Source organism: Streptomyces sp. NPDC107517 (assembly GCF_055582645.1).
Window position 1 is genome coordinate 71365 of the sequence record NZ_JBVJPM010000024.1, and the last position, 12773, is coordinate 84137.

Consider the following 12773-nt stretch of genomic DNA (forward strand, 5'->3'; position numbering starts at 1 on the left):
GGTGTTGTGTTGTTTTGGAAAAGGGGGGGGTGTTTCTTTTTGTTTGGTTCGTGGTTGCTGTGTCCAAAAAAAAAGGGGGGGTTCCCAACAAACCCCCCTCCCCCCCCACCACCGCGGGCTCACCGAATCCGGTCAGCTCATTCTCACCAGCACCGTGCCGCTGTACTTGCGGTCGAGCAGCGCGACGAACGCCGTCGGCAGCTCCGCGACCCCGCCCTCGACGACCGTGTGCGGGAACACGATGCGCTCCTCCCGCAGCCACGTGCCGAACTGGGCGTTCCACTCCTCGATCTGGTCCGGGGTGTGCAGCGTCGCGAACCCGCGCAGCGTCAGGTCCTTGGTGATCGCCGACATCAGCTGGAGGCGCGGAGCGCCACCGTCACCCGAGCCGTGCTGCCCCGACAGCGCGCCGCACAGCGCGAAGCGGGCCCCGCGCGAGGCGACCTGCACCGCGGCCTCGAACTGCTCGCCGCCGACGTTGTCGAAGACCACGTCGAGACCGTCGGGCGCGAGCTCCGCCAGCTGCTCGGCGACCGGCCCCTCGTGGTAGTCGAAGGCCGCGTCGAAGCCCAGCTCCTCGACGAGGAAGTCGATCTTCTCCTTGGAGCCGGTGCTGCCGATGACGCGCTTGGCGCCCCGCAGCCTGGCGATCTGCCCGGCGAGCGCGCCGACACCGTTGGTCGCGCCCGACACGAACACCGTGTCACCCTCGGAGACACCCGCCGTGCCGACCATGCCGTGCCAGGCCGTCGGCCCCTGGGACAGGAAGTACTCGGGACCCGGCAGCAGCGCGCGGTCGCGCTTGAAGAACCCGTGGGCGTCCCCGGTCGCGTACTCGCGCCAGCCCGAGAAGTGCTCCACGAGGTCGCCGACGGCGAGCGTGTCGCTGTTCGACGCGACGACCGTGCCGACGGTGCGGCCCCACATGGCGACGCCCGGCTGGAACACCGGGATCGGCAGCTTCGTGTCCGGGTTCATCTGGTCGCGGGCCACGGAGCCGAGCGTCATCCAGTCGTTGCGGACGACGACCTCGCCATTGCCGGGCGCCGTGAGCTCCGACTCGCCGAACTCGAAGTGGTCCAGGGTGACTTCGCCGTCGGGGTAGGCCGCGAGACGGACCTCCTTGCTGACGGCGGGAAGCTCGACGCTGCTCATACGGTGCTCCTACTCACGGTGCTCGTGCTCAGGTGGACGGGAAGGCTGACCAGGTTGTGGTTCACGTCGCCGGCCCGCCACAGCAGTTCGCCCTCCGGCACGGCGAGGCGCGCGTCCGGGAAGCGGCGAGTCAACTCCTCCAGTGCGACGGCGAGTTCGACGCGGGCCAGCGGTGCGCCCAGGCAGTGGTGGATGCCGTAGCCGAAGGCCAGGTGCGGGTTGTCCGTACGGCGGAAGTCCACGGTCTCCGGGTCGGCGAAGACGGCGGCGTCGCGGTTGGCGGAGGCGAAGGCGAGGAACACGGCGTCACCGGCCGGGATCGTGGTGTCCCCGATCGTCACGTCCTCGGTGGCGATGCGCGGCATCCCGGAGGTGTCGTTGCCGGTCAGGTTGACCGTCCGCAGCAGCTCCTCCAGGGCGGCGGGGACGTCCTCGGGGTGCTCGCCGAGCCGCCGCCACACGTCGGCGTGGCGGTCGAGGAGGGTCAGGACGAAGTTGGATATCTGCCCAGCGGCCGAGTCGAACCCGCCGCCGAGCAGCGTGTAGCCGAGCCCGACCAGCTCCTCGAAGCCGAGCCGGTCCTCGCCGTCACGGGCCGTGATCAGGTCGGACAGCACGTCGTCGGCGGGCTGCGCCTGCTTGCCCGCCACCAGGCCTGCGATGTACGCGCCGAGGTTCTCGCGTCCCTCGACGGCGAGCTCCTCGGGACCGGAGACGTCGGCGAACTGGCGTACCCAGACGAGGAACTGGTCCCGGTCCTTCTCTGGCACGCCGAGCAGTTCGCAGATGACGCCCATGGCCAGCGGGGCGGCGAAGCCCTCGACGAGGTCCACAGGCCCGTCCGCCGGCTGCTTCCCCAGGGCGTCGAGAAGGCGGCCCGCAAGCTCGCGCACCCGCGGCCGCATGCCCTCGATCCGCGCCGGGGAGAACGCCTGCTCCGCCAGGACCCGCAGCCGGGTGTGGTCCGGCGGGTCGAGCGAGACGATCATCCCGGGCGGCGCCTGGAACAGGCCGCTGAACTTCGGTGCCTCCGGCGCGTACGACGCCGCCCGGCTGAACCGGGTGTCGTCGAGCACCGCCTTGATGTCCTCGTGGCGCGTCACGATCCAGGCATGACCCCCGCCGCTCCACCGCACCCGTACGACGGGCCGTTCCGCACGCAGCCGGGTGAAGAGCGGGTCGGGGCCCCGGTAACTCGTCCCCGGGAACGGGAATTCGGGGAGTTCTTCACTCACCCCGGTTGTTCGGGCGGTCATGGGCAGGGCCTCCGGGTTCGGGAATCAGGAATCACGTGGACGGGCCGGGACGGCCGGCGGGGTTCAACGGCCGTGCTCACGAGTGGAGTTCAGGCCAGCGTGCCGAAGAACGAGCGCAGTTCGCCGACCAGCAGCTCGGGCTGTTCGAGCGCCGGGAAGTGACCGCCGCTCTCGTGGTCGGTCCAGCGGCGCAGATCGGTGAAGCGGTGCTCGCACCAGGCGCGCGGCATCCGCGCGTCCTTGGGGAAGACGGCGCACGCGGTCGGCGCGTCGACACGGCCGAGCGCCATCTTGTTGTGGCTCTCCCAGTAGATCCGGGCCGACGACGCGCCCGTCCCGGCCAGCCACGCGAGCGTCACCGCGTCGAGCAGCCGGTCGCGCGGGATGACCTTCTCGACGTCACCGTCGTGGTCGCTCCAGGCCCAGTACTTCTCGATCATCCAGGCCAGCTGCCCGACGGGCGAGTCGGCGAGCCCGTACCCGAGGGTCTGCGGACGGGTGGCCTGGAGGACCGAGTACGCGCCCTCGTTCGCCTGGAAGTCCTTGAGCGCGGCGAGGCCGGCGAGATCCCGCTCGTCGAGCTCGACCTGCTCCTGCGGCGGCCGTGCGAACGGCATCGCCACATGAATGCCGATCAGCCGCTCCGGCACGGTCTCGCCCAGGATGCCGGTGAGGAAGGAGCCCCAGTCGGTGCCGTGGGCCGCGAACCGCTCGTAGCCGAGGCGGCCCATCAGCTCCGCCCAGGCCGCCGCGGTGCGTTCGATGGTCCAGCCCGTGGCGTCCGGCTTGTCGCTGAAGCCGAAGCCGGGCAGCGAAGGGCAGACCACGTGGAAGGCGTCGGCGGGGTCCTCGGGGTCCGTGAGCGGCCCGATGATGTCCAGGAACTCGACGACCGAGCCGGGCCAGCCGTGGCTGAGGAGCAGCGGCCTGGCCTGCGGGTGCGGGGACCTGACGTGCAAGAAGTGGATGCCGAGCCCGTCGATCTCGGTGCGGAACTGCGGCAGGGCGGCAAGGCGCGCCTCGGTCGCCCGCCAGTCGTACGAGGTCTGCCAGTACGTGGCGAGGTCCCGGAGGTAGCCCGCCGGCACCCCCTGCGACCAGTCGTCGACGGTCTCGTTCTCCGGCCAGCGGGTGCGGGACAGCCGCTCGCGCAGGTCGGCGAGATCCGACTCGGGGAACTCGGCGCGGAACGGCGTCACTGCGGTGCTCATGCGTCTTCCTCCTGGGCTGCCGAGGCCGGGACTGCGGCGTCGGACGTCACGCTACGGACGGCGGCTCGAGCGCCGGTAGACCTCACCACTTCACGGGCAGCTCCCACAGCCCGTAGATCACGGCCCCCTCCTTCCGGGGTATCTCCAGGAAGGGCTTGGCGAGTTCGAGGGTCGGGATGCGCTGGAACAGCTTGCTCCAGACGATCTCCAGCTCCAGGCGCGCGAGGTCCGCGCCGATGCAGTGGTGCACGCCGTGCCCGAAGCCGAGGTGCTTGCGGCTGCCGCGCGTGATGTCGAGCTTCTCCGGCTCGGGGAAGACCTCCGGGTCGCGGTTGGCCGCGAGACCGAGGCAGAGGATGCCGTCGCCCTTGCGGATGACCTGCCCGCCGATCTCGATGTCCTCCAGGGCGACCCGGGGCACCGCCGTGTCACCGATCGTCGCGAAGCGCACCAGCTCCTCGACGGCCGGCTTGACCAACGACGGGTCCGAGAGCAGCAGTCGGAGCTGGTCGGGGTTCTCCAGGAGGCAGGCCGTGCCCAGCGAGATCTGGCTCGCGGTGGTCTCGTGGCCGCCGTTCATCAGCAGTCGCACCATGTTGAACAGGTCGCGGTCGGTGTACTCCTCGCCGGACGCCTCGTAGTCCGCCATCGCACGGCTCAGCAGGTCCTCGCCCGGCTCGCGCTTCTTCAGCTGGATGAGGTCGTTGACGTACTCGTTCACCTCGACGATCGCCGCCTGCCGCTCCTCCGTGGAGCTGTGGCCGCCGAGCAGCGCCGTGCCGTGCTTGATGAAGAACTCGTGCCGGTCCTGCGGGATCCCGAGCAGTTCGCAGATCACCGTCATCGGCACGGCCAGCGAGAACGCGTGGTGGAAGTCCACCACCGGCGTCATCGCGAGCAGCTTGTCGAGGTGGTCGTCGACGATCTCCTCGATGCGCGGACGCAGCCGCCGCACCTGCCGTGCCGTGAACGTCAGCGCGGCCTTGCGGCGCGTGTCGCTGTGCGCCTTGCCGTCGTACCCGATGAACGACGTCTCGGTGCGGTACTCCGGCGGCGCGATGAAGTAGAAGGGGAAGTTGTCGTGCTTGCGGGACGCGCTGACGCGCGGGTCGGTCAGCAGGGTGCGGATGGTCTCGTAACCGGCGACCGTCCAGATCTGGAGGCCGGAACCCTTCAGCGTGACCTGGGAGACGTCCTTCTCGACGATCTCCTCGTACTCCTTCGGGGGCGTGAACGGGCACTGCCGCGCGTAGGGAAAGGTCCTGGTCTCCGCCTCTGCGGCGGCGCCCTGCTCCGTGGCACTGGTGGTCACAGTGAATCCTTCCTCTCGGGAGAGCTGCGGGGAGTTACGGGAGTTGCACAAGCGGAGTCACGTCGTGAAGAACCGGACGCACAACAGTTCCCGGAGCACGCTGCCACCGCGCCCTCGGGCACAGGTGGAGCCACCGCCGCCCGCGCTCCAGCGGGACTCGATCCGGACTCCGCCGCCGCTCCCTAGCCTCCCGGGATGGGCATAGCGACGACAGAGGGCCGGCCTCACGGGGCCGGTCCGTTGAACGGGCTGCGGGTGGTCGAACTCGCGGCGATCGGGCCGGTTCCCTTCGCGTGCATGATCCTCGCGGACCTCGGCGCCGAGGTGATCCGCGTCGACCGGGCCGACGGCCGGCGCTCCTTCGAGGCGTGGCACCAGGAACTCGACCGCGGCCGCAGCCGCATCGCCCTCGACCTGAAGAACGCCGACGACGTCTCCGAGCTCCTCGGCCTCGTCGAGACGTCCGACGTCCTGGTCGAGGGCTTCCGGCCGGGCGTCGCCGAACGCCTCGGCATCGGACCCGAGGCGTGCCACGCCCGCAACCCGGCCCTCGTCTACGCCCGGATGACCGGCTGGGGCCAGGACGGGCCGCTCTCCGACACCCCAGGACACGACATCAACTACTGCGCCCTGACCGGCGCTCTGGACGCGATCGGCGAGGCCGGCGGCCCGCCCGTCGTTCCGGTGAACTTCCTCGGGGACTTCGGCGGCGGATCCATGTTCCTCATCGCCGGCGTCCTCGCGGCCCTGTACGAACGCGAGTCGACAGGGACGGGCCGGGTCGTCGACGCCGCGATCGTGGACGGGGTCGGCGCGATGCTCGGCATGCTCGTCGGCATGCGCTCCGCCGGACAGTGGCGCCACGAGCGCGGCACGAACCTGCTCGACGGCGGCGCCCCCTTCTACACCTGCTACGCGTGCGCCGACGGCGGGTACGTCGCGGTGGGTGCCCTGGAGGAACGGTTCTACGCGGCCCTCGTGCACGGACTCGGACTCGACGCGGCGGCGCTGCCCGACCGCGACGCACCGCGCAACTGGCCCGCCCTGCGAGGGGAGTTCGCGAACCGCTTCGCCGGCCGGAGCCGCGACCACTGGGCCCAGCTGTTCGAGGGGACGGAGGCGTGCGTGACCCCGGTCCTCAGCGCCGCGGAGGCCGCGTCCCACCCGCACCACCAGGCACGCGGAAGCGGTCCCGCCGCAGTGGCCCCGCGCTTCAGCCGCACTCCAGCGGAACTCCACTGACGACGGGCATCCTGCGGTCCCGATGGTCCAAGGCCGTCCAGGCCTGAGCGGCGTTCTCCGAGGACTGTCCGGTCCCCCCAATTCTGAGAGGTACACCATGGCTATTTCCTCCGAGCAGGCTCCGCCCGAGGAGAGGGAGGTAGCAAGGGACGAAGCGGCCGCGGACAAGAACATCGCCGCGGACCACCACAACGACGCGGCAGCGCCCGACCCGAAGCGCTGGATGGCGCTCCTGGTGCTGCTCGTCGCCGCCTTCATGGACATGCTGGACGGCACCATCGCCAACGTGGCGTCGCCCGCGATCCAGCAAGGCATCGGTGGCGGCTACTCCGTCATCCAGTGGGTGCTCGTCGGATACCAGCTGAGCTTCGCGCTCCTGCTGATCCTCGGCGGCCGCCTCGGCGACATCTACGGCCGCAAGCGGATGTTCCTGCTCGGCGTCGTCGGCTTCACGCTGGCCTCGCTCGGCGCGGGCGCCGCCCAGGAGCCCTGGCAGCTCGTCGCCTCCCGCATGGTGCAGGGCGCCTTCGCCGGCATCATGGTGCCGCAGATCCTGGCCATCATCCACGTCACCTTCTCCGCGAAGGAGCGGGCCGGTGCCTTCGCGATGTACGGCGGTGTGGCCGGACTCGCCGCCGCCGTCGGCATGGGCGCGGGCGGACCGCTCGCCGAGTGGGACCTCTTCGGCCTCGACTGGCGCCTGATCTTCCTCATCAACATCCCGGTCGGCATCCTCGGCATGATCTACGCCCCGCGCGTCCTGCGGGAGTCCAAGGCGCCGCACGCCCTCAAGCTCGACGTCCGCGGCGTCTTCCTCGCCACCGCCGGACTGCTGCTGCTGATCTTCCCGCTGCTCCAGGGCCGCGAACTGGGCTGGCCGCTGTGGGGCTTCGTGTCGATGGTGGCCTCGGTGCCGGTCCTCGCCGCGTTCGTCCTGTGGCAGAAGCGCAAGACGGCCCTCGACGGTTCGCCGCTCATGGAGCTGGCCCTGTTCCGCATCCGCAGCTTCACCTCAGGCCTCGGCGTCAACCTCGCCTTCTACATCGGCATCGGCATGTTCAACATCGGCTGGACCGTCTACATGCAGGTCGGTCTCGGCTGGTCGCCGATGCGCGCGGGCCTCACCAGCATCTCGTTCTGCGTCGGTGCCTTCCTGACCTCGTCGGCGGCGATGATCGCCCTGGTGCCGAAGTTCGGCCGCAAGGTGCTCCAGGCCGGCGCCGTCGTCACCGTGGCCGGCACGCTGAGCTTCCTGTGGGCCGCGGGCCACTACGGCAGCGAGATCAGCTCCTGGCACCTCGTCGTGCCGATGCTCCTGGTCGGCCTCGGCTTCGGCCTGATCGCCGCTCCGCTGCCGCAGATCGTGATCTCCGAGGTGCCGCAGAAGGACGCGGGCTCCGCGTCCGGCATCGTCCACACCAACGCCCAGCTGGGCTTCGCCATCGGCGGCGCCCTCGTCAGCGTGGTCTTCTTCGCCGGGCTCGCCGGCAACACCGGCTCGGCGATCGACGACCAGGCCGCGCACCTGCGCAAGGACCTCGTCGCCACCGCCCAGCTGACCCCGGGTCAGGCCGACGCCACCGTCGCGGCCTACAAGAGCTGCGCCGTCGCCCGGGTGGACGAGAAGGACCCGGCCGTCGTACCGAAGAGCTGCACCGCCCCCGAGCTCCGGAACCAGCAGGCCGCGCCGGTCCTCGCCAAGTACGCCGAGGAGTCGACGGGCAACTCGTTCGCGCTCAGCCTGCAGACCACCCTGTGGGTCTTCGCCGGCGTCGTCGCCCTGGCCTTCCTGCTGATGCTCGCGATCCCGCGGCAGATGCGCCTTGAGGCCCCCGAGGACGAGGGTGCCGAGTCCGCAGCCGGCACGGACGGCACGGCTCCCGAGGCCGCCCCGGCGGTCTGAGTTCCCGCCCCGGCAGCACCTCTTCACCCTTCCCGCCCACGGCGCGGCGGGACCGCAGGACACCACGACGGTGCCTGAGGTCCCGCCGCGCCGTCGGTGTTGCGGCCGGGCCGTCGAGGGCACGGTCCATCACCGCTCCAGCGGTTCTCCGGGCCGCCGCCCGACGGTGGGGTCAGCATCCGGAGGCCGGTACCACCGGCGCACACAGGACAAGGGAGGGGCGATGGCCGAGCAGAGCTTCCAGCTCTACGACACGACCCTGCGCGACGGCGCCCAGCAGGAAGGCATGGTGCTGACGGTCGAGGACAAGCTCGCCGTCGCAATGGAGCTCGACGCACTCGGCGTCGGGTTCATCGAGGGCGGCTGGCCCGGGGCCGTACCGAGGGACACCGAGTTCTTCCGCCGGGCCCGCACCGAACTCGACCTGAAGCACGCCGTGCTCGCCGCGTTCGGCGCCACCCGCAGAGCCGGCGTCCCGGCCCCCGTCGACCCGCAGGTACGGGCGCTGCTCGCGGCCGAGACCCCCGTCATCACCCTCGTCGCGAAGAGCCACACCGGCCATGTGCGCGACGCCCTGCGCACCACCCTCGCCGAGAACCTGTCCATGATCGGCGGCACCGTACGCCACCTCGTGCACGCGGGACGGCGCGTCTTCGTCGACGCGGAACACTACTTCGACGGCTACCAGCTCAACCGCGAGTACGCCCTCGCCGTCGTCCGCACCGCCGCCGAGGCCGGCGCCGAGACCGTCGTCCTGTGCGACACCAACGGCGGCTCCCTGCCCGACGAGGTGGCCGCCGTCGTCGCCGAGACCCACGCCATGACCGGCGTCCAGCTCGGCATCCACTGCCACAACGACACCGGCTGTGCCGTCGCCAACACCATGGCGGCGATCGACGCCGGAGCCATCCAGGCCCAGGGCACCGCGCACGGCTACGGCGAACGGTGCGGGAACGCCGACCTGTTCACCGTCATCTCCAACCTCGTCCTCAAGCGCGGCCGTGAGGTCGTACCCCTGGAACGCCTCGCGGGGCTCGCCGCGACCGGCCGCGCCATCTCCGAACTGACCGAGCTGCCGGGCAGCGCCGCCGCGCCCTACATCGGCGAGTCCGCGTTCACGCACAAGGCCGGCCTGCACGCCTCCGCCCTGCGCGTCGACCCCGACCTCTACCAGCACACCCGCCCCGAGCTCGTCGGCAACGCGATGCGCACCCTCGTCTCCGACATGGGCGGCCGCTCCTCGATCGAACTCAAGGCGCGCGAGCTGGGCTACGACGTCGAGGCCGGCTCCGACGAGGTGGCCCGCGCCGCGACCCGCGTCAAGGAACTGGAGAGCGCCGGCTACAGCTTCGAGTCCGCCGACGCCTCCTTCGAGCTGCTGCTCCGCGAGGAACTCACCGGCGCCCCGCGCACCAGGCCGTTCGAGGTCGAGTCGTGGTCCGTGAGCGTCTTCGGCGCGCAGGCCGGCGACGCCGAAGAAGCCGTCCGCACCGAGGCCACCGTGCGGCTGTCCGTCCAGGGCCGCTCCATCACCGCGACCGGCCACGGCAACGGCCCGGTCAACGCCCTCGACACCGCGCTGCACGCCGCCCTCGACCCCTGCTTCCCGGCGCTCGCCCGGCTCCAGCTGGTCGACTACCGCGTCCGCGTCCTCAGCGGCGAGACCGGCAGCAGCGCCGACGCCCGCGTGCTCATCTCCTACCAGGACGGCGACCGCCGCTGGGGCACCGTCGGCGTCGACGCCAACACGACCGCTGCCAGCTGGCACGCGCTCCTCGACGCCGTCCACTACGTCCTGCTCGACGAACGGCCCGGCCGGGCCACCGGCGCCCCGGCCCACCACGCCCTGGCCGAACCCCTCAGCCCCTGACCCGCCGGCCCGGCCCCCCCTACCCGGAGAGTTGGAGAGACAGTGCGTCTGGAAGACGTCTACATACGGGGAACCGCCACGCGGCTCCCCGCCCGCATCCCGATCGCCGACGCCGTCGCCGCCGGGGACTGCCCGCCGGGCACCGCCGCGGCCACCGGCATGGAGTCGGTGGCGTACTCACCCGACGAGTCGGCCGCCGAGATGGCGGCCGCCGCCGCGCGCACCGCGCTCGAGCGGGCCGGCACCGACGGCGGCGACGTGGACCTCCTGCTGCACGCCGACACCTACCACCAGGGCCAGGACCTGTGGCCCGTCGGCTCGTACATCCAGCGCGAGACGCTCGGCAACTCCTGCCAGGCCGTCGAGATCCGGCAGATGTCCAACGGCGGACTCGCCGCACTCGACCTGGCGACCGCCTACCTCTCCGCGGGCCACGGCCACAGCGACGCCCTCCTCACCACCGCCGACCGCTTCTGCGCCCCCGGCATCGACCGCTGGAACACCGACCCGGGCACGCCCTACGCGGACGGCGCCACCGCGCTCGTCCTCTCCAGGCGCGGCGGCCACGCCCGCCTCGTCTCGCTCGCCCTGCACGCGGACTCAGACCTCGAACCGCTGCACCGGGGCGACGACCCGTTCACCACGGCGCCGTTCGGCCACCGCATGCCCGTCGACTTCGAGGCCGCCAAACGCGCCTTCGTGGGCCGCGCCGGAATCTCGTACGCGATCTCCCGGGCCCACAACGGCCAGCAGATCGTGATCAAACAGGCCCTCGCCGACGCCGGGTCCGAACTCGGCGAGGCCGACTGGGTGGTGCTTCCGCACTTCGGCCGGCGGCGTCTGACGTCCATCTACTACAAGCCGTTCGGCATCGACCCGGCACGCACCACCTGGGACTACAGCCGCACGGTCGGACACCTGGGCGCCGGCGACCAGTTCGCCGGCCTCGACCACCTCACCGTCTCCGGGTGCGCGAAGCCCGGCGACCGGGTCATCCTCGTCAGCGTCGGTGCCGGCTACAGCTGGGGCTGCGCCGTGCTCGACATCCTCGAACGGCCGCACTGGGCACGGTAGTTGAGCCCCGGCGCAATCTGAACGTCACGCTCAGGACACCGGTCCACCATTTCTCCAGTGCCGCTTGAGCACCTCATGCCAACCTTGTGATCCGCCCTGCAGCGGACAGTCCGAAGGGAATTGCCGTGGCGCCGACCACCACCACGTCCGAGACCGCCGCACTCCACGTCACGGAGCACTCCATCACCGTGGCCGCGTCTCCCGCCGCCGTGTACGCCCTGGTGGCCGCTGTCGCCGAGTGGCCGCAGGTGTTCGGACCCACCGTGCACGTCGAGGTGCTCGAAGAGGCCCCCGCCGAGGGCGGCGACCAGCTGCTGCGGATCTGGGCCGTCGCCGGCGACAAGGTGCGCACCTGGACCTCCCGCCGCGTCCTCGACCCGGCGGCCCGCTCCATCACCTTCCGCCAGGTCGTGACGGCCGCCCCGGTCGCGGAGATGGGCGGTGAGTGGAAGTTCCAGGAGCTGGAGGACGGCACCACCCGCGTCACGCTCCTGCACGACTACCGCGCCGTCGACGGCGACCCGGCCGCCGAGGAACTCATCGAGAAGGCCGTCGACACCAACAGCCGCGCCGAACTCCTCGCCCTGAAGAACACCGCCGAACTCGGAGACGCCCGCGAGGAACTCCACTTCACCTTCAGCGACTCCGAGACCGTCTTCGGCGCGGCCGGCGACGTCTTCGCCTTCCTGGACCGCGCCGACCTGTGGCCCGAGCGCCTTCCGCACGTGGCCCGCCTCGACCTCACCGAGGACGAGCCCGGCATCCAGCACATGGACATGGACACCGCGAGCCCGGACGGGTCGACGCACAACACGACCTCGGTCCGCGTCTGCTTCGAGGACCGCAAGGTCATCGTCTACAAGCAGCTCCGGGTTCCGGTCGCGATGAGCGGCCACACCGGACGCTGGGTCATCGAGTCGCTGGGCGACGGCACGGTACGGGCCACGTCGTGGCACACCGTGACCCTGGACCCGGGCGGTGTGCGGACCGCCCTCGGCCCCGAGGCCACACTCGCCGAGGCCCGCGCCCTGGTGCGCAAGGCCCTCGGGACCAACAGCTCCACCACGTTGCGTCATGCCAAGCAGTTCGCGGAGGAAGTGCGTGCACAGTCGTAGTCAGGACACGCCGATCACGGTGGTCAACCGGTTCGAGGTCAAGGGTGACGCCGAAGGGTTCGAGCGCGAGTTCCGGGACCACTCCCAGTACCTGCGCACACGAGAGGGATTCGACTTCCTGGTCACCGTCCAGCTCGTCGAACGACCCGACGTCTACGTCCACCTCGGGCACTGGCGGACCATGCGGGGATTCCTCGACACCGTCCACGACGACACCTTCCAGGCGCACGTCAAAAAGCTCGGCCCCCTCGTCAACACCGAGGTGGACCAGGCCGTGAGCGTGGGGCGCGTGCTCAAGGAGAACGCCGTCGTGGGGGCGCGGAACGTCGTCCTGACCCAGGCCAGGACCTTCGGCGCCACCTCGTCCTCGTTCGAGCAGCTCTTCGCCGAGACGGGCGAGCACTTCGCCCGTCTCGGCGGGTTCGGCGGCAGCGACCTGCTGCGCTCGACGCTGCGCCCCGACACCTACACGGGCATCCAGTGGTGGCGCGACACCGAGGACTGCGAACGGGCGCTCGCCGACCGGGGCCACCGCGCCCAGGCCGAGCAGATGCGCCGCACCGCCGACGTCGAGGTGCTGAGAACCCGGCACGTGGCGTACGAACGCGTCGTCGTCTGACCCGGCGAACGCGTTC

At 71.1% G+C, this 12773-nt stretch carries 10 protein-coding genes; 6 read left to right on the plus strand and 4 right to left on the minus strand.

Annotated elements, in window-relative coordinates:
• Positions 1 to 132: 132 nt before the first annotated feature.
• From ACZ67T_RS36500 to ACZ67T_RS36515, 4 genes are all read right to left on the minus strand, one after another.
• Positions 133 to 1155, minus strand: a complete 1023-nt coding sequence (locus ACZ67T_RS36500) for a zinc-binding dehydrogenase (RefSeq protein WP_469990023.1) — start codon at positions 1153 to 1155, stop codon at positions 133 to 135.
• Positions 1152 to 2411: a cytochrome P450 gene (locus tag ACZ67T_RS36505; RefSeq protein WP_469990025.1), complete on the minus strand. Its 1260-nt coding sequence runs from the start codon at positions 2409 to 2411 to the stop codon at positions 1152 to 1154. Before ACZ67T_RS36505 ends, ACZ67T_RS36500 begins: the two co-directional genes overlap by 4 nt.
• 89 nt (positions 2412 to 2500) lie before the next feature.
• Positions 2501 to 3622, minus strand: coding sequence for an epoxide hydrolase family protein (locus ACZ67T_RS36510; RefSeq protein WP_469990027.1), 1122 nt, complete (start codon positions 3620 to 3622; stop codon positions 2501 to 2503).
• 82 nt (positions 3623 to 3704) lie between these two features.
• Positions 3705 to 4934, minus strand: coding sequence for a cytochrome P450 (locus ACZ67T_RS36515; protein ID WP_469990029.1), 1230 nt, complete (start codon positions 4932 to 4934; stop codon positions 3705 to 3707).
• A 195-nt stretch (positions 4935 to 5129) separates the two neighbouring features.
• On the opposite strand from ACZ67T_RS36515, the gene ACZ67T_RS36520 reads away from it, so the two are divergent.
• From ACZ67T_RS36520 to ACZ67T_RS36545, 6 genes are all read left to right on the plus strand, one after another.
• Positions 5130 to 6176, plus strand: coding sequence for a CaiB/BaiF CoA transferase family protein (locus ACZ67T_RS36520; RefSeq protein ID WP_469990031.1), 1047 nt, complete (start codon positions 5130 to 5132; stop codon positions 6174 to 6176).
• 97 nt (positions 6177 to 6273) lie between these two features.
• Positions 6274 to 8079 carry an MFS transporter gene (locus ACZ67T_RS36525; RefSeq protein WP_469990033.1) on the plus strand — a complete coding sequence of 602 codons (1806 nt, stop codon included), beginning with the start codon at positions 6274 to 6276 and terminating at the stop codon, positions 8077 to 8079.
• A 223-nt stretch (positions 8080 to 8302) separates the two neighbouring features.
• Positions 8303 to 9949 (plus strand): citramalate synthase, encoded by a 1647-nt coding sequence (cimA, locus tag ACZ67T_RS36530; protein ID WP_469990035.1) that lies wholly within the window; start codon positions 8303 to 8305, stop codon positions 9947 to 9949.
• Between the two features lie 42 nt (positions 9950 to 9991).
• Positions 9992 to 11023: a ketoacyl-ACP synthase III family protein gene (locus ACZ67T_RS36535; protein ID WP_469990036.1), complete on the plus strand. Its 1032-nt coding sequence runs from the start codon at positions 9992 to 9994 to the stop codon at positions 11021 to 11023.
• A gap of 125 nt (positions 11024 to 11148) precedes the next feature.
• Complete coding sequence (locus ACZ67T_RS36540; protein ID WP_469990038.1) at positions 11149 to 12138, plus strand: aromatase/cyclase; 990 nt, start codon at positions 11149 to 11151, stop codon at positions 12136 to 12138.
• A complete protein-coding gene (locus ACZ67T_RS36545; protein ID WP_469990040.1) occupies positions 12125 to 12757 on the plus strand; it encodes an antibiotic biosynthesis monooxygenase family protein in 633 nt (210 codons plus the stop codon). Before ACZ67T_RS36540 ends, ACZ67T_RS36545 begins: the two co-directional genes overlap by 14 nt.
• The last annotated feature ends 16 nt before the right edge of the window (positions 12758 to 12773 follow it).